This window comes from Actinomadura sp. RB99 (assembly GCF_014706005.1).
Taxonomy (GTDB): Bacteria; Actinomycetota; Actinomycetes; order Streptosporangiales; family Streptosporangiaceae; genus Spirillospora.
On record NZ_JABMCA010000005.1, the window covers coordinates 52,777 to 68,738 of the forward strand.

The 15,962-nt window shown below is 72.1% G+C and carries 19 protein-coding genes; all 19 read left to right on the forward strand.

Features of this window, described 5'->3' with window-relative positions:
- Positions 1 to 30: 30 nt before the first annotated feature.
- Positions 31 to 900, forward strand: coding sequence for an NAD(P)H-binding protein (locus tag amrb99_RS06660; RefSeq protein ID WP_190853594.1), 870 nt, complete (start codon positions 31 to 33; stop codon positions 898 to 900).
- Complete coding sequence (locus amrb99_RS06665) at positions 887 to 1,471, forward strand: antibiotic biosynthesis monooxygenase (RefSeq protein ID WP_190853596.1); 585 nt, start codon at positions 887 to 889, stop codon at positions 1,469 to 1,471. Before amrb99_RS06660 ends, amrb99_RS06665 begins: the two co-directional genes overlap by 14 nt.
- Complete coding sequence (locus amrb99_RS06670) at positions 1,468 to 2,358, forward strand: alpha/beta hydrolase (RefSeq protein WP_190853599.1); 891 nt, start codon at positions 1,468 to 1,470, stop codon at positions 2,356 to 2,358. Before amrb99_RS06665 ends, amrb99_RS06670 begins: the two co-directional genes overlap by 4 nt.
- Positions 2,325 to 3,548, forward strand: coding sequence for a cytochrome P450 (locus amrb99_RS06675; RefSeq protein ID WP_194736620.1), 1,224 nt, complete (start codon positions 2,325 to 2,327; stop codon positions 3,546 to 3,548). Before amrb99_RS06670 ends, amrb99_RS06675 begins: the two co-directional genes overlap by 34 nt.
- On the forward strand, positions 3,545 to 3,778 hold the full coding sequence (locus amrb99_RS06680) for a ferredoxin (protein ID WP_190853601.1): 234 nt from the start codon (positions 3,545 to 3,547) through the stop codon (positions 3,776 to 3,778). The genes amrb99_RS06675 and amrb99_RS06680 overlap by 4 nt, the downstream gene beginning before the upstream one ends.
- A complete protein-coding gene (locus amrb99_RS06685; protein ID WP_190853603.1) occupies positions 3,775 to 4,551 on the forward strand; it encodes a class I SAM-dependent methyltransferase in 777 nt (258 codons plus the stop codon). Before amrb99_RS06680 ends, amrb99_RS06685 begins: the two co-directional genes overlap by 4 nt.
- Before the next feature lie 11 nt (positions 4,552 to 4,562).
- Positions 4,563 to 4,910 carry a TcmI family type II polyketide cyclase gene (locus tag amrb99_RS06690; RefSeq protein WP_347256564.1) on the forward strand — a complete coding sequence of 116 codons (348 nt, stop codon included), beginning with the start codon at positions 4,563 to 4,565 and terminating at the stop codon, positions 4,908 to 4,910.
- Positions 4,907 to 6,178: a beta-ketoacyl-ACP synthase II gene (locus amrb99_RS06695; protein WP_190853605.1), complete on the forward strand. Its 1,272-nt coding sequence runs from the start codon at positions 4,907 to 4,909 to the stop codon at positions 6,176 to 6,178. Before amrb99_RS06690 ends, amrb99_RS06695 begins: the two co-directional genes overlap by 4 nt.
- Positions 6,175 to 7,395, forward strand: a complete 1,221-nt coding sequence (locus amrb99_RS06700) for a ketosynthase chain-length factor (protein WP_190853607.1) — start codon at positions 6,175 to 6,177, stop codon at positions 7,393 to 7,395. The genes amrb99_RS06695 and amrb99_RS06700 overlap by 4 nt, the downstream gene beginning before the upstream one ends.
- Before the next feature lie 30 nt (positions 7,396 to 7,425).
- Positions 7,426 to 7,689, forward strand: a complete 264-nt coding sequence (locus amrb99_RS06705; RefSeq protein WP_190853609.1) for an acyl carrier protein — start codon at positions 7,426 to 7,428, stop codon at positions 7,687 to 7,689.
- An 18-nt stretch (positions 7,690 to 7,707) separates the two neighbouring features.
- Complete coding sequence (gene fabG / locus amrb99_RS06710; protein WP_190853612.1) at positions 7,708 to 8,493, forward strand: 3-oxoacyl-ACP reductase FabG; 786 nt, start codon at positions 7,708 to 7,710, stop codon at positions 8,491 to 8,493.
- Between the two features lie 11 nt (positions 8,494 to 8,504).
- Positions 8,505 to 9,443: an aromatase/cyclase gene (locus amrb99_RS06715; protein ID WP_190853615.1), complete on the forward strand. Its 939-nt coding sequence runs from the start codon at positions 8,505 to 8,507 to the stop codon at positions 9,441 to 9,443.
- A 108-nt stretch (positions 9,444 to 9,551) separates the two neighbouring features.
- On the forward strand, positions 9,552 to 10,517 hold the full coding sequence (locus tag amrb99_RS06720) for an ABC transporter ATP-binding protein (protein ID WP_347256565.1): 966 nt from the start codon (positions 9,552 to 9,554) through the stop codon (positions 10,515 to 10,517).
- Between the two features lie 120 nt (positions 10,518 to 10,637).
- Positions 10,638 to 11,234 (forward strand): NAD(P)H-dependent oxidoreductase, encoded by a 597-nt coding sequence (locus tag amrb99_RS06725; protein ID WP_190853620.1) that lies wholly within the window; start codon positions 10,638 to 10,640, stop codon positions 11,232 to 11,234.
- 144 nt (positions 11,235 to 11,378) lie between these two features.
- Positions 11,379 to 12,761: an NDP-hexose 2,3-dehydratase family protein gene (locus tag amrb99_RS06730; RefSeq protein ID WP_190853622.1), complete on the forward strand. Its 1,383-nt coding sequence runs from the start codon at positions 11,379 to 11,381 to the stop codon at positions 12,759 to 12,761.
- Between the two features lie 17 nt (positions 12,762 to 12,778).
- The gene (locus tag amrb99_RS06735; RefSeq protein WP_190853624.1) at positions 12,779 to 14,065 is read left to right on the forward strand and encodes a beta-ketoacyl-[acyl-carrier-protein] synthase family protein; all 1,287 of its coding nucleotides are present in this window, start codon (positions 12,779 to 12,781) and stop codon (positions 14,063 to 14,065) included.
- Positions 14,062 to 15,141: a beta-ketoacyl synthase N-terminal-like domain-containing protein gene (locus tag amrb99_RS06740; RefSeq protein ID WP_190853625.1), complete on the forward strand. Its 1,080-nt coding sequence runs from the start codon at positions 14,062 to 14,064 to the stop codon at positions 15,139 to 15,141. Before amrb99_RS06735 ends, amrb99_RS06740 begins: the two co-directional genes overlap by 4 nt.
- A complete protein-coding gene (locus amrb99_RS06745) occupies positions 15,138 to 15,494 on the forward strand; it encodes a hypothetical protein (protein WP_206699832.1) in 357 nt (118 codons plus the stop codon). Before amrb99_RS06740 ends, amrb99_RS06745 begins: the two co-directional genes overlap by 4 nt.
- Positions 15,491 to 15,943, forward strand: coding sequence for a beta-hydroxyacyl-ACP dehydratase (locus tag amrb99_RS06750; RefSeq protein WP_190853628.1), 453 nt, complete (start codon positions 15,491 to 15,493; stop codon positions 15,941 to 15,943). Before amrb99_RS06745 ends, amrb99_RS06750 begins: the two co-directional genes overlap by 4 nt.
- Positions 15,944 to 15,962 lie beyond the last annotated feature (19 nt).

The following is a 15,962-nucleotide window of genomic DNA, read 5'->3' on the forward strand; positions in this document are numbered from 1 at the left end:
GCAGACACCGAAGCCGCGAAGGAGAATCCCATGAGCGTGCCCTGCAAGGTCCTGATCACGGCGGCGACCGGCAACGTCGGCCCGCACGCCGCCCGGCACCTGCTGGAGGCGGGCGTCTCGGTCCGCGCCCTGGTGGTGAAGGACGACCCGAACATCGGACGGCTGCCCGCGGGCGTGGAGCTGGTCGAGGGCGACCTCGGCGACCCCGGCTCGATCGACGCCGCGCTCGACGGGATCAAGGGCGTCTTCTGGATGTGGCCGTTCTTCACGCTCGGCACGGAGACCGCGCTGGACGTCCTCCAGAAGATCGAGAAGCAGGCGAGCAGGCTCGTCCTGGTCTCGTCGGTCGGCGTCCACATCGGCCTCGAACCGCGCGACAACAACTGCCACGCCTACCTCGAAGGGCTGATCGAGGACCACACCAGCGACCTGGAGTGGACGTTCCTGCGCACCACCGGGTTCATGGCGAACGCCCTCGGATTCGCGCCCCAGGTCCGCAACGGCGGCGTCGTCCACTTCCCGTACGGCGCGGCGGCCCGGACGTCCGTCCACGAGGGCGACCTCGCGGCGGTCGGCGTGCGGGCCCTCACCAGTGACGGCCACGCGGGGAAGCGCTACCTGGTCACCGGCCCCGAGCTCCTCACCCAGGAGGAGCAGCTGCACATCATCGGGGAGGAGATCGGCCGCGAGCTGACGTGGGAGGACGTCCACGCCGACGCCGCCCGCGAGCAGATGGTCGCCGCGGGCTGGCCGCCCGACTACGCCGACGGCGCCCTCGACTACTTCAAGCAGCTGACCGGCGCGCCCGAGGTCGGGTCGGACGTCGTACGAGAGGTCACCGGCAAGCCCGCCCGCACGTTCCGCGACTGGGCGAGGGAGCGCGCGGATGCCTTCCGCTGAGCACGCCGAGGGCGCCGAGCACGTCACGTTCGAGATCTTCCGCACCGACGGTCCCGCGACGACGGGCGCTCTGGTCGAGGCGGCCAAGGGGCTCCTCGACTCCGTCACGGCCCGGGTCCACACCGCGCTGGACGACATGGCCGTCGTGATCCGCACAGTGCGGCCGGACGCCGCGTCCAGCCACACCACGGGCAAGCTGGCCGACCACGCGGGCGTGCTCTCGACGACGACGTTCCAGGGCACCTCCGTCCCCGGGCTGACCGGCCCCGAGGCCGGGCGGGAACCGGGGATCGTGGCGGTCGCGACCCGGCACTTCGCGGGCCGCGACTCCGCCGCCGCGGTGCTGCGGCTGCTCGCGGGCAGCGGCGAGTGGAAACGCGACTTCCCCGGCTTCATCTCGGCGACGCCCTATCTCAGCCCGGACGGCCGGACGTTCGTCAACTACCCGATGTGGGTGGACGAGGCGGCCTACCGGGCGTGGATGGCCGACCCGCGGATCGCCGAAGGCCAGGAGGAGATCGCCCGCCTGGAGGTCGCGCCGCCCGAGTACCTCGTCTGCCGCGTGACATGACCGGGATCGTGCTGGACGCCGCCGGCGTCCCGATCTCGGCGCTGCTGGCGGAGCCGCCGGGCGGCGCGCCGCCTCGTGCGGTCATCGCGGCGTTGCACGGGGCGGGCCTGCGCGCCGGCTACTTCGACGGCCGGGCCGACCCGGGGCAGTCGCTGCTGCGCCTCGGCGCGAGCCTCGGATTCTCGGTGCTGGCGCTCGACCGGCCCGGCTACGGCGCCTCGGCCGAGGTTCTCCCCGACGGGCAGCCGCTCGTCGAGCAGGCGGCCACCGTGCACGCGGCGCTCGCCGACTTCGCCGCCCACCACCCGACCGGTGCGGGGATCTTCCTCCTTGGGCACTCCTACGGCGGCAAGCTCGCGCTCGTCACCGCCGCCGACGAGACCCGGGGCGACACCCTCCTCGGGATCGACGTCTCGGGCGTCGGCCACCGGTACGCGGTGGACGAGCGCCACGTCGCCAGGTTCAAGGAACGCGAAACCTGGGCGATGCACTGGGGGCCGCTGAGCCTCTACCCGCCGGGGACCTTCCGGTCCGCCGGCCCGATCACCGCCGACGTGCCGGCCTGGGAGACCGCGGAGGCCTGGGACTGGCCGGACCGCTACCCGGACTTCGCCGCCCGCGTGCGGGTGCCGATCCGGGTCACCTTCGCCGAACACGAACGCTGGTGGCACCACGACGAGGAGTCCCTCAGGGAGCTGACCGCCGGCCTGAAGACCGCACCGCTGGTCGTCGTCGACCGGCTGGCCAACGCCGGGCACAACCTCAGCCTCGGTGTGGCCGCGCGCACTTATCACCTGCGGGCCCTCGCGTTCCTCGAGGAATGCCTGGCAACACCCCGTACTGGAGGCCTGCGATGGGCGAATCAGGACACTCGGCAGCGCTGCTGAGTCCGGACTACTACCAGAACCCGTATCCCACGTTCGCGTGGCTCAGGGAGAACTCCCCGGTGCACGAGTTCCAGTTCCCGGCGGGCGACGTGCGCATGTGGATCGTGACGCGCTACGCCGACGTGCGCACCGTGCTCGGCGATTCGCGCTTCAGCTCCCAGGGCGGCACGTGGGGGAGCGAGGAGTTCAAGGCGGCCGGGCTGGTGGCCGGCGCCGGCAGCGTGCTGGAGAAGGCGGTCACGGTCGTCGACCCGCCCGACCACACCCGCCTCCGCCGCCTCGCCATGCGCGCGTTCACCCCGCGCCGGATCGAGGAGTGGCGCGGGATCGTCGCGCAGACCGTGACCGCGACCCTCGACCGCTGCCAAGAACTCGGGCGCTTCGACGTGATGGAGGACTTCGGCGGCGTGGTGTCGGCCGGGGTGATGGGCGAGATCCTCGGCTTCCGCATCGAGCGGCACGAGGAGCTGGTCGAGACGCTGGCCAAGGTCTTCCCGTCCGATCCGGCGCTCATGGAGCACGTTCCCGAGGGCATGGCCCAGATCTGCGCCTACGCGGAGCAGCTCGTCATCGAGAAGCGCGCCGCGCCCGCGGACGACCTCGTCTCCGACCTCGTCCAGGCGGGGGAGGCGGGCGACCGGCTGTCGCGGGACGAGCTCGTCGCGATGGTCGCGGCCATGATCCTGGCGGGCAGCGACACGATCCGCGCGTTCGTCGGCAACGCCGTGCTGGCGCTGCTCGACCACCCCGACCAGGCGGCGCTGCTGCGCTCCCGGCCCGACCTCGCGCCGGGGGCCGTCGAGGAGCTACTGAGGTACGAGGGCGCGCTGAGCACCGCCCTCTTCCGGCTGGCCACCGAGGACCTGGAGCTGAACGGGACCAAGCTGCCCGCCGGAGCCCCGGTGATCGCGGCGATCCTCGCCGCCAACCGCGACCCGCGCCGGTTCGACGATCCGGACCGCCTGGACATCACCCGGACCGGCGTCCGCCACCTCGGTCTCGGCCATGGCCTGCACAACTGCCTCGGTGCGGCGCTCGCCCGCCTGGAGGGAGAGATCGCCGTCCCGGCGCTGTTCCGGAGGTTCCCGGGGCTGGAGCCCGCCCTCCCGCGGGACGAGATCCGCTACATCGACAACTGGGCGATGCGCCGCATCGAGCGGCTTCCCGTCGTCCCCACCCCGGCGCGATGAGGGCGCGGCTGCGGATCGACCGCGAGCTGTGCGTCGGCAGCGGCCTCTGCGAGGCGATGTCGCCCGAGCTCTTCACCCTCGCAGACGACGGGCTGGCCGTCCTGAACGAGCGGCGGCTCGCCGACCTCGCCCGCCTCGCGACCGCGCAGGACGTCGCCGACTGCTGTCCCAGCGGCGCGATCCTCCTCGAGCGAGACCACGACACCGACCAGGAAGGGGCAGGGCGTTGACGGAGACCGAGACCCGCGCCGCCGACACCAGCGAGGCGATCATCGCCCCGCTGTGGGAGCGCAACTACGACTGGCTGACGACCCGGATCATCCAGGGGCTACCGCTCGAACCGACCTGGCACTGTCTCGACGTGGGCGCCGGCGGCGGGTCGATGTCCTACTGGCTGGCCGAACGGGTCCCGCAGGGCTCGGTCATCGCGGTCGACACCGACACCAGCCTGCTCGACCACGGCCGGGCGCCGAACCTGATCGTCGAGGAGGCCGACATCACCGTCAAGGGGCCCGGCGAGCCGGCGTCGCTCGACTTCATCCTCATCCGGGCCGTGCTGTCGCTCGTCCCCGACGCGGACGAGCTGATCGCCCGCGCGGTGAGCTGGCTGCGGCCCGGCGGCTGGCTGCTCGCCGAGGACTTCTACTTCATGCCCGCCGCCGACAGCCCGACCGAGAACGGACGGGCCGTGGTCGGCGCGTACACCAGGGCGTTCGAGCTCGGCGGTGCCGACCCCCGGGTGGGGCGGCGCCTGCCGCACCTCCTGCCGACGGCCGGGCTGACCGACGTGGAGACGAAGGTGCGGCCGCTCGGCCCGGGCACGGGCGAGACGGAGAACGCCCTGATGCGGGCCCGGATGGAGCTCCAGGGGCAGCCGCTGATCGACAACGGGCTGCTCACCGCCGCGGAGATCAGCGAGTTCGTCGGCGCGATGGACCGGCCGGAGGGGCGGGACGTCACCACCCTGCTGTTCTCCGTGTGGGGCCGGCGGCCGAGCCGGTGAAGGAGGAGCCCGTGACCGAGAAGAGGACCCAGCCCATGCACAGCACCCTGATCGTCGCCAAGATGGCCGGTGACGACAGCGCCGACGTCGCGCGGCTCTTCGCCGAGTTCGACCGGACGGACATGCCGCACCTGATGGGAACCCGGCGCCGGCAGCTGTTCAAGTACCAGGGCCTGTACTTCCACCTGCAGGACTTCGACTCCGAGAGCGGCGGCGACGCCATCGAGGAGGCCAAGGCGCACCCGCTGTTCAAGCAGATCAGCGAGGACCTCCGGCCGTTCATCACGCCGTACGACCCGAACTGGCGCACGCCGTCGGACGCCATGGCGGCCCGCTTCTACCGGTGGGATCCGCGGTGACCCGGCGCGTCGTCGTCACCGGGATCGGGGTGCTCGCCCCGGGCGGCCTGGGCGTGAAGAACTACTGGAGCCTGCTCACCGAGGGGCGCACCGCGACCCGCGGCATCACCTTCTTCGACCCTTCGCCGTTCCGCTCCCGGATCGCGGCCGAGTGCGACTTCGAGCCCGCCGCGCACGGCCTGACCTCGCAGGAGATCCGGCGGATGGACCGGGCCGCGCAGTTCGCCGTGGTCGCCACGCGGGAGGCGGTCGCCGACAGCGGGATCGAGCTCGGCGAGGAGGACCTGACCCGCACCGGCGTCACGGTCGGCAGCGCGGTCGGCGCCACCATGGGGCTCGAGGAGGAGTACCGCGTCGTCAGCGACGACGGCCGGCTCTGGAACGTCGATCCCGACTACGTCGTCCCGCACCTCTACAACTATCTGGTGCCCAGTTCGTTCGCCGCGGACGTGGCGTGGGCGGTCGGCGCCGAGGGACCCGCCGCCGTGGTGTCCACCGGCTGCACCTCCGGGCTGGACTCGGTCGGGTACGCGGCGGAGCTGGTCCGGGAGGGCACCGCCGACCTGATGATCGCCGGGGCGGCCGACGCCCCGATCTCCCCGATCACGCTCGCCTGCTTCGACGCGATCAAGGCGACCAGCCCGCGCAACGACGACCCCGAGACGGCCTCGCGGCCGTTCGACGGGACGCGCGACGGCTTCGTGCTCGGTGAGGGCGCGGCCATGTTCGTGCTGGAGGAACTGGAGAGCGCGAGGCGGCGCGGGGCCCGGATCTACGCCGAGATCGCGGGGTACGCGACGCGCTGCAACGCCTACCACATGACCGGTCTCAGGCCGGACGGCCGGGAGATGGCCGAGGCGATCGACGGTGCCTTGGCGGAGGCGCGGCTGCCCGGTGGGAGCGTGGACTACGTCAACGCGCACGGCTCGGGCACCAAGCAGAACGACCGGCACGAGACCGCCGCGTTCAAGCGCAGCCTGGGCGCCCACGCCTACCGGACCCCGGTCAGCTCGATCAAGTCGATGATCGGCCATTCGCTGGGCGCCATCGGCTCGCTGGAGATCGCCGCGTCGCTGCTGGCGATCGACCAGGACGTGGTACCGCCGACCGCCAACCTGCACACGCCCGACCCCGAGTGCGACCTGGACTACGTGCCGCTCGCAGCCCGCGAGCAGCGCACCGACGTGGTGCTGACGGTCGGCAGCGGTTTCGGCGGGTTCCAGAGCGCGATGGTGCTGGCCGATCCCGAACGGGTCGACGCGACGTGAGTGAGCCGAAGGGGCGCTGCGCGGTCGTCACGGGAATCGGTGTGACGGCGCCCAACGGTCTCGGCACGGCGGCGTTCTGGACGTCGACGCGCGCCGGCACGAGCGGGATCGCGCCCGTCAATCGGTTCGACGCGGCCGGTTACCCGGCCCGGCTCGCCGGAGAGGTGCCCGGGTTCGTCGCCGAGGACCACCTGCCGAGCCGGCTGCTCCCGCAGACCGACCACATGACCCGGCTGGCCCTGGTCGCGGCGGACTGGGCGCTCCAGGACGCCGGGGCCGTCCCGGCGGATCTGCCCGAGTACGGGATGGGGGTGGCCACGGCCGCGTCGTCGGGCGGGTTCGAGTTCGGCCAGCGCGAGCTGCAGAACCTGTGGAGCAAGGGGAGCCGGCACGTCAGCGGCTACCAGTCGTTCGCCTGGTTCTACGCCGTCAACACCGGCCAGATCTCCATCCGCAACGGCATGCGCGGCCCGTCCAGCGTCGTCGTCAGCGACCAGGCGGGCGGGCTGGACGCCGTCGCCCAGGCCAGGCGGCAGATCCGCAAGGGAACCGGGCTGATGCTCACCGGCGGCGTCGACGGCTCGGTGTGCCCGTGGGGCTGGGTGGCGCAGCTCGCCTCCGGGCGGCTGAGCCGCGGCGACGTCCCCGACCGCGCCTACCAGCCCTTCGACCGGGCGGCCCGCGGGCATGTCGCGGGCGAGGGCGGCGCGATCCTCGTCCTTGAGGACTCCGCGTCCGCCGCCGAACGGGGCGCCCCCCGCTACGGCGAGATCGCGGGCTGCGCCGCCACGTTCGACCCCAAGCCGGGCAGCGGGCGGTCGCCCGGGCTGCGCCGCGCGATCGAACTGGCGCTCGCCGACGCCGGGCTGGCCCCCACCGACATCGACGTCGTCTTCGCCGACGCGGCCGCGGTGCCCGAGCTCGACCGGATCGAGGCCGCGGCGATCGGCGCGGTCTTCGGCCCGGGCGGGGTGCCGGTCACCGCGCCCAAGACGATGACCGGCCGCCTCTACTCCGGGGCGGGCCCGCTCGATCTGGCGGCCGCCCTGCTCGCGCTGCGCGACCAGGTCATCCCGCCCACGGTGAACGTGACCCCGGCCGCCGAGTACGAGCTCGACCTGGTGGCCGGCGCCGCCCGCCCGGCCCACCTGCGGGCCGCGCTGGTGCTGGCCCGCGGCCACGGCGGCTTCAACTCCGCGATCGTGCTGCGTGCCTGATATCGGAACACACGAAAGAAGGATCGATCCATGGCTGACCAGGAGTTCACCCTGCCCGACCTCCGGCGCGTGCTGGTACAGGCCGCCGGCGAGGTGACCGGGCTCGACGGCGACATCCTCGATGTCGGCTTCGAGGAACTGGGCTACGACTCGCTCGCCCTGCTGGAGGCCTCCGGCCGCATCGAACGCGAGCACGGCATCCGGCTGGAGGAATCGGCACTCGTCGACGCCCTGACGCCGCGGGCGCTGCTCGCGGTCGTCAACGCCACCCTTCCCGCCGCCGGTGCGGCCTGAGCGACCCGAGGAACCGACATGCCCACCACATCGCGTCCGCACGCCATCGTCACCGGGGCGACCAGCGGGATCGGCCTCGCCGTCACCCGGACCCTGGCGGCGCAGGGCCACCGGGTCTTCATCTGCGCCCGAAGCGCCGAGAACGTGACCACCGTCGCCAAACGGCTCACCGACGAGGGACTCGAGGTCGACGGGGCCGCGTGCGACGTCCGCGACGCCGCCGAGATCGCCCGGCTCGTCCGGGCGGCCGTGGACCGCTTCGGCCCGGTGGATGTGCTGGTCAACAACGTCGGCCGCAGCGGCGGCGGGGTCACCGCGGACATCTCCGACGACCTGTGGTTCGACGTCATCGACACCAACCTCAACAGCGTCTTCCGGATGACCCGCGAGGTGCTGAACGCGGGTGGCATGCGGGCCGGGGACCGCGGCCGCATCGTCAACATCGCGTCCACGGCGGGCAAGCAGGGCGTCGTGCTCGGCGCCCCGTACTCGGCGTCCAAGCACGGTGTGGTCGGGTTCACCAAGGCGCTGGGCAACGAGCTCGCCCCGACCGGCATCACGGTGAACGCGGTGTGCCCCGGCTATGTCGAGACCCCGATGGCCGAAAGGGTCCGGCAGGGCTACGCCGCCGCGTGGGACATCACGGAGGACGCTGTCATGGCGAAGTTCTCCGCCAAGATCCCGCTCGGCCGCTACTCCACCCCGGAGGAGGTGGCCGGGCTGGTCGGATACCTGGTCACCGACACCGCGGCCTCGATCACCGCCCAGGCGCTCAACGTCTGCGGCGGCCTCGGCAACTTCTAAGGGAGCAGATGATGACGACGCGCGAGGTCGAGCACGAGATCACCGTGGACGCCCCGGCGGCGGACGTCTACCGGCTCATCGCCGAGGTGGCGAACTGGCCGCGGATCTTTCCGCCGACCGTCCATGTCGCCCACCTGGAACGCGGCGACCGCGCGGAGCGAATCCAGATCTGGGCCACCGCCAACGGCGAGCCCAAGACCTGGACGTCGCGCCGCAGCCTCGATCCCGATGGGCTGTGCATCACCTTTCGCCAGGAGAAGAGCACCCCGCCGGTGGCCTCGATGGGCGGCACCTGGGTGATCGAACCCGCGGGCGAGGGCCGCAGCCGCATCCGGCTGCTGCACGACTACCGTGCGATCGACGACGATCCCGCCGGGCTGGCCTGGATCGACGAGGCGGTGGACCGCAACAGCCGGTCCGAGCTGGCCGCCCTCAAGACCAACGTCGAGGCGGCCATCGCCGTCGAGGCGGACCTGCTGCTGTCGTTCGAGGACACGCTCCGGGTGGACGGTTCGGCTGAGGACGTCTACGACTTCCTGAACGAGGCGCAGCTCTGGGAGAAACGGCTGGCGCACGTGGCCAGGGTCGAGCTCACCGAGGACGAGCCCGGCGTCCAGATCCTGGAGATGGACACCCGGACCAAGGACGGCTCGACGCACACCACCAAGTCGATCCGGGTGTGCTTCCCGCATGAGCGGATCGTCTACAAGCAGATCGGGCTGCCCGCGCTGCTCAGCCTGCACACCGGCTACTGGTTGATCCGGCCGGAAGGCGACGGCGTGACCGTCACCGCCGAGCACACCGTCGTCATCGACTCGGCCAACATCGCGACGGTCCTCGGCGCCGGGGCGGGTGTCGCGGAAGCCAAGGCGTTCGTGCGGAAGGCGCTCAGCGGAAACAGCACCGCCACCCTCGGCTACGCGAAGGAGTACGCCGAGGGCGCGAGGTGACGGTGAAGAACGGAACCGAGTTCAATGCCTTGACTCGGCGCCTTGACTTGAACCTCGGTTCAAGTCGCACGGTGAGGTTTGTCGCCCGAGACGGACCTTGGAGACCCCGTGTTGCTCCGGCTCTTGCAGGACACCCGCACCGCGGTGGCGGTGCTCGGCCTCGGCCTGGTCACGATCGCGCTCGCCGTGATCGCGGTCCCGAAGACCCGGCGCGCCGCCGCCCGTGCCGAGCGCGTCCAGGAGATCCACAACGACGAACCGGGCCCTGAACCCGGTGCCGGGCCCGGCCCTGAACCCGGCCTTGAACCCGGTGCCGGGCCCGGCGTGGTGCCGCCGCACGGCCTGGTCGAGCTGCGCGGCGTGGAGTTCAGGTGTTCGGGCACGGGCCTGCCCGTTCTCCAGGACATCGACCTGGTGGCCGGGCCGGGCGAGATCGTCGCGGTGACCGGCGCCGCCGGCAGCGGCAAGAGCACCCTGCTCCAGCTCATCCGGCGCCTGTTCGACGCCCGCGAGGGGCAGGTGCTCATCAACGGCGTGAACGTGCGGGACCTGGCCCCCGGCCGCCTCGCCGAGATCGTCGGCTACGTGCCGCAGAAGGCCTTTCTGTTCGGCGGGACGATCGGAGCCAACCTGCGGTACGGGCGGCTCGATGCGACCGACGCCGAGCTCTGGCACGCGCTGGACATCGCGCAGGGTACGGGTTTCGTGGTGAGTCTGCTGCAGGGCCTGGAGACGGAGATCCCGGAGGGCGGCGCAGGCCTGCCCGACGGCCATCGCCAGCGGTTGGCCATCGCCCGCGCGCTGGTCCAGCGGCCGGAGATCTACCTCTTCGACGACGTGTTCGCCTCGCTCGACCACATCACCGACGCGGCCCTGCGCGCCGCGCTCGCCGCCGAGGACGCGACGGTCATCATCGCGGCCCGGCGAATCGGCACGATCCGGCATGCCGACCGGATCGTGGTGCTCGACAGGGGCCGCATCGCCGGGATCGGCACGCACGACGAACTGATGGCGGAGAACGGCGTCTACCGGCGGGCCGCGCAGTCCCAGCTCGACGAACGGCAGGCGGAGTGAGTGAACGGGGACGGCTCAGAGCGTCGCACGAATGCTGGCCCGGAGGCTTGACCTCAACCTCAGTTCAACTTTTAGCCTCGAGATCACAGACGCATTCGAAGATCCTCCGAAAGGACCGTCATGGCCGAAAAGAAACTGCGTCTCCTTGTGATTGTCGGAAGCGTGCGGGGTGGGCGCCTGGCCCCGACCGTCGGCAATTGGTTCGCCGCGGAGACGAAGGAATTCGGTGAGTTCGAGGTCGATCTGCTCGATCTCGCGGACGTCGATCTGCCGCTGTCGATGCCGGCGTTCGGTGAGGAGCTCCCGCCCGAGGTGAAGGCCGTCCAGGAACCGCTGACAGAGCGGGTGGCCAGGGCGGACGCCTACGTCGTCGTCACACCCGAGTACAACCACAGCTACCCGGCCGCGCTCAAGAACGTGATCGACTGGCACCTCACCGAGTGGGCGGCCAAGCCGGTCGGGTTCGTCTCGTACGGCGGCGTCTCCGGTGGCCTGCGCGCCACCGAGCACCTGCGGGGGGTGTTCGCCGAGCTGCACACGGTGACCGTGCGCGAGACCGTCAGCTTCACCAACGCCTGGGAACACTGGGACCAGGAGGGCAATGGGCCCAAGGAGCCCGAGATCTGCCGCGACGCGGCCAAGAGGCTCCTGGTCCAGCTGCACTGGTGGGCGCGGGTACTCGCGGACGCCAAGGAGAAGACGCCCTACCCGGCCTGACAGCCGGCCCCGCACGAGACCGACCTCACGGCCCCCGCTCGGTCTCGCCGATCCCCTGTCACAGGGGACCCAGAGGAGGCGCGACGCGCTCGCGCCTCCTCTGCGTTTCCGGGGGTCTTTCTCGTTGATTTGGGAGTGGAACCGATGAGCACCCCGACCGTCTCCCCGCTCCGGCCGCGCGCCGAATCCGGGCTGGCCGCGCGGCTCGCCCGGTCCGCCGCCGCGGTCACCGAGGGCGCGGACCTGACCACCGAGGGCGTGTTCGGCTGGATGGCCGAACGCGTCGCGACCCACGACTTCAAGGTGGACCGGATCCCCTTCGCCGAGCTCGACGGCTGGTCGTTCGACGCGGCCACCGGAGACCTGCGCCATCGCAGCGGGCGGTTCTTCTCCGTCGAAGGGCTGCGGGCCCGGGTGAACGACACGACCGGCGTCGTGCCGGACCGCGAGTGGGCGCAGCCGATCCTCAACCAGCCCGAGATCGGCATCCTCGGGCTGCTGGTCAAGGAGTTCGACGGAGTCCCGCACATCCTGCTGCAGGCCAAGATGGAGCCTGGTAACTCCAACCTGCTCCAGCTCTCGCCGACCGTGCAGGCCACGTGGAGCAACTACAACCGGGTCCACAAGGGCACCGCGGTCGGTTACCTCGAGTACTTCAACGGGCCCAAGCGTGGCCGGGTGCTCGCGGACGTGCTGCAGTCCGAGCAGGGCTCGTGGTTCTTCCGCAAGGTCAACCGCAACGTGATCGTGGAGGTGACCGGCGAGGTCCCACCGCACGAGGACTTCCGCTGGCTGACCCTTGGGCAGATCGGGGCGCTGCTGCGCCGCGACACCATCGTCTCGATGGACCTGAGGTCGGTGCTCTCCTGCCTGCCGTTCGACCGGGTCGAGGCCGGCGCTCTGCACGCCGACGCCGACGTGCTCTCCTGGTTCACCGGCGTGCGCAGCCGGTACGACGTGCGCTCCTCCTGCATGCCGCTCGCGGACGTGCCGGGCTGGGTGCGCACCGACTCGGTCATCCAGCACGAGACGGGCCGCTACTTCCGCATCGTCGGCGTCGGCGTCCAGGCGAGCAGCCGCGAGGTCGCCGGCTGGACCCAGCCGCTGCTGGAGCCCGTCGAGCCAGGGGTCATCGCATTCCTCTCCTGCCGGATCGAGGGAGTCCCGCACGTCCTCGCGCACGCCCGATCCGAGGGTGGGTTCGCCGACTCGGTGGAGATCGGCCCCACCGTCCAGTGCACGCCGGGCCAGCACGCGGACACCGCGGACCGGCCCGCGTTCCTGGACCAGGTGCTGACGGCGGATCCGGCGCGCGTCCGCTACTCGGCGGTGCAGTCGGAGGAGGGCGGCCGGTTCCTGAACGCCGACAACCGGTACCTGGTGATCGACGTCGACGAGCCGTTCGCACCCCCGCCCAACTACCGCTGGGTCACGCACGGCCAGCTCAATCTGCTGGTCCGGCACGGTCACTACCTCAATGTCCAGGCCCGCACGCTGCTCGCGTGCCTCAACTCCATGTCCGCGTAGCGCCGATGGGGAGCCACATGTCTGAAGCCGCGGTCCGCGTGGTCGTCACCGGGATCGGCGTCATCTCGAGCATCGGGACGGGCGCGGAGGAGTTCACCCGGGGCCTGCGGGAGGGCCGCAGTGGCATTTCGCCGATCACCTCGTTCGACACCACCGGATTCGAGCATGTCAACGGCGGCGAGGTGCACGGCTTCATGCCCGCCGAGTGGATCCGCCGCACGCCGGTGGAGACGCTCGGCCGGGCCGCCCGGTTCTCCGTGGCGGCCGCCCGGATGGCGGTCGCGGACGCCGGCCTGACCGACCCGGAGCTGGCCGGCCGCCGGGCGCACATCTGCGTGGGCACCACCGACGGCGAGTCCCGTGAGCTGGACCTGCTCACCGAGTACCTTCTCGAGGCGGAGCCGCAGCGGGGGGTGCGGGGGGCCGTCCCTCCACGGGCGACACAGCTCGCGGAAGAGCCGCGGTCGTGGATCCCCAAGGCCGCGGCGGCCGTCCCTGCGGGCCGGCTGTCCGCGGCCATCGCGGCCGAGCTCGGCATGTCCGACGTGGACGCGAGCACGCTCACCACAGCGTGCTCGGCGGGGAACTATGCGATCGGCTCCGGCCTCGACGCGCTCAGGCTCGGCGAGGCCGACCTGGCCCTGTGCGGCGGTGCCGACGCCGTCTGCCGGAAGACGTTCACCGCGTTCTACCGGCTGGGCACGATCGCGCCCGACGTCTGCCGCCCGTTCGACAAGGACCGGGAGGGCATCATCACCGGCGAGGGCGGCGCCGTCCTGGTGCTGGAGACCCTGGAGTCCGCACGGCGAAGGGGAGCGAGGATCTACGCCGAGGTGCTCGGCTACGGCCTCAACTGCGACGCGTATCACCCCGTCGCGCCGGACCAGGACAGCATCGCCCGCTGCATGGAACTCGCCCTCAAGGACGCGGACGTGCGCCCCGAACAGGTCGATCTCATCTCGGCGCACGGCACCGGCACGAAGGCCAACGACGTCACCGAATGCCGCGCCGTCCACGCGGTGTTCGGCGGCCGCCCGCCACGCACGGTCTCTCTCAAGTCGATGCTCGGCCACACCATGGGCGCTGCGAGCGCGCTGGCGGCGGCGGCCTGCTCGCTCGCCCTCACGCACGGCTTCGTCCCGCCGACCATCAACCATCGCGAGACCGATCCGGAGTGCGACATCGACTGCGTCCCCAATCGCTTCGTGCCGGCGGACCTGGAGATCGTGCAGAGCAACGGGCTGGCCTTCGCGGGCAACAACTGCGTGGTGCTCTTCGGTAAATACAAGGGGCAGGGCTCATGAACGACTCGGCGCGCGGCGGCGCCCTCCGGCCGGTCATCACGGCCTGGTCGGCCTTCTCCCCGTACGGGCGGGGCCGAGCGGCCTTCATCGAGGGGGTCGCAGAAGGGCGGACGGCCGTCGGTGTGCTCGACCGGGACGGCTGGGACACCCCGGACGAGCGCGCGGGGCTGGTGCCCGGCTTCGAGACGCGCGCGGTGCTCGGCAAGAAGGGCACCCGCGGCATGGACCGGCTGGCCGGGCTCGCCGTTGCCACCGTGCGCGACCTGCACGCGGAGCGGCCCGGCGACGCGACGACCGCGCTGGTGCTCGGCACGACCACGGGCAGCGCCCAGACGATGATGGACATCACCCGGACCGGGCTGACAGCGCCGCTGCCCCATCTCATCGACCCCGCCGCCATCCCGTACGGCGTCATGAACGGTGCCGCGGGCCAGTGCGCGATCTGGCACGGCTACCACGGTCCCAACGCCACGATCGCCGCCGGCAGGCCGACCGGCCTGGCGGCCCTCGGCTACGCGCGGCGGCTGCTGCGCGCCAGGCGGGCGCGGACCGTGGTGTGCGGCGCTGCCGAGGATTACAGCCATGCGCGTTCGTGGCTGGAGTCCCACGGCGAAGACGGCGTCGAGGGCACGGTGCTGGGCGAGGGCTGCGCGATGTTCGCGGTCGGCCTGCCGCCCGCGGACGGCGGCCCGGTGCTGGCCGAGGTGCTCGCGCTGGACTTCCGGATCTGCCTGGACGGGGAGTGGGGCGCTGCCGTCGACCGCTCGGTGCGGACGGTCCTGAGCCCGAGCGGCGCGGACGTCTGGGTCGCCTGTGCCTCGGGCGCCGCGGGGCCGGCCGGGAAGGCCGAGCAGGCGGCGCTCGACGAGGCCGCGCCCGCGGAGACCCGCCTCACCCCGCTGCCGGAGTTCATCGGGGAGACCCATGCCGCCTCGGCCGCGTTCCAGCTCGGCGCCGTGCTGGGCCTGGCCGAGCGGACCCCTGAGGCGGCCGGCCGGACCGCGGTGATCACCTCGGTCGATCCGCCGAGCGGCACGGTCGCCGCGGCGCTGCTGCGATTGGGGGAGCGGCGGTGACGCCGGACGTGGCGAGCCCGGTCGTGGCGGTGCCCGTGGCAGGGGAGACACGGGCGAGCGTCACCGTCGACCCGGCGGAGACCGTGTTCGCCGGGCACTACCCCGGGCAGCCGATTCTGCCGGGCGTCTGCGTCGTGGAGTACGTGCGGCTGGCCACCGCACCGCCGGGCTGGCGGCTGGCGGACATCGAGTCGAGCCGGTTCCTGCAGCCGGTGCTGCCCGCCGACCGGCTCACGATCGAGTGGACCTGGTCGGACGAGGGGCCGGACCGGCGCTGCTCGGCCACGGTCTCGACGGAACGCGGCGTCACCGCGAGGGTGAGGATCCGATTCGTGCGGGAGGACGCGACGTGATCGGCGCGGACGGGCTCAAGGGACTGCTGCCGCATCGCTATCCCATGCTGCTGGTCGATCGTGTGACCGAGGTCGTGCCCGGCGAGCGGCTGACCGCGCTCAAGGCGGTGACCTGCAACGAACCGTGGTATGCCGCGCTGCCGGACGGGGCGGGCGATCTCGCGCACGACTACCCGGCCGTCCTGCTGGTCGAATCATGGTGCCAGGCGGCCGGTGTGCTGGCGGGCGGCGGTGGCCGCGAGGCGGGCCGAGTGCCGCTCCTGGGGGGCGTCTCGGACGTGCGGCTGGTCGGCCGGGTGCGGCCGGGCGACGTGCTGACGCACCATGTCCGGCTTATCCGGGACGTGGCCGACACGCTCATCTTCGCCGGGGGGACCACCGTGGCGGACCGGCCCGTGATGGAGGTCGGCAGGGCGACGATGGCCGTGCGCTCCATAAAGCCCATTTAGTGCAATTAACGCAATCTTA

Coding starts and splice junctions, on each gene's coding strand:
- amrb99_RS06665 (WP_190853596.1), top strand. CDS start 887: ATGCCTTCCGCTGAGCACGCCGAGGGCGCCGAGCACGTCACGTTCGAG.
- amrb99_RS06675 (WP_194736620.1), top strand. CDS start 2,325: ATGGGCGAATCAGGACACTCGGCAGCGCTGCTGAGTCCGGACTACTAC.
- amrb99_RS06660 (WP_190853594.1), top strand. CDS start 31: ATGAGCGTGCCCTGCAAGGTCCTGATCACGGCGGCGACCGGCAACGTC.
- amrb99_RS06740 (WP_190853625.1), top strand. CDS start 14,062: ATGAACGACTCGGCGCGCGGCGGCGCCCTCCGGCCGGTCATCACGGCC.
- amrb99_RS06715 (WP_190853615.1), top strand. CDS start 8,505: ATGACGACGCGCGAGGTCGAGCACGAGATCACCGTGGACGCCCCGGCG.
- amrb99_RS06670 (WP_190853599.1), top strand. CDS start 1,468: ATGACCGGGATCGTGCTGGACGCCGCCGGCGTCCCGATCTCGGCGCTG.
- amrb99_RS06730 (WP_190853622.1), top strand. CDS start 11,379: ATGAGCACCCCGACCGTCTCCCCGCTCCGGCCGCGCGCCGAATCCGGG.
- amrb99_RS06735 (WP_190853624.1), top strand. CDS start 12,779: ATGTCTGAAGCCGCGGTCCGCGTGGTCGTCACCGGGATCGGCGTCATC.
- amrb99_RS06725 (WP_190853620.1), top strand. CDS start 10,638: ATGGCCGAAAAGAAACTGCGTCTCCTTGTGATTGTCGGAAGCGTGCGG.
- amrb99_RS06680 (WP_190853601.1), top strand. CDS start 3,545: ATGAGGGCGCGGCTGCGGATCGACCGCGAGCTGTGCGTCGGCAGCGGC.
- amrb99_RS06705 (WP_190853609.1), top strand. CDS start 7,426: ATGGCTGACCAGGAGTTCACCCTGCCCGACCTCCGGCGCGTGCTGGTA.
- fabG (WP_190853612.1), top strand. CDS start 7,708: ATGCCCACCACATCGCGTCCGCACGCCATCGTCACCGGGGCGACCAGC.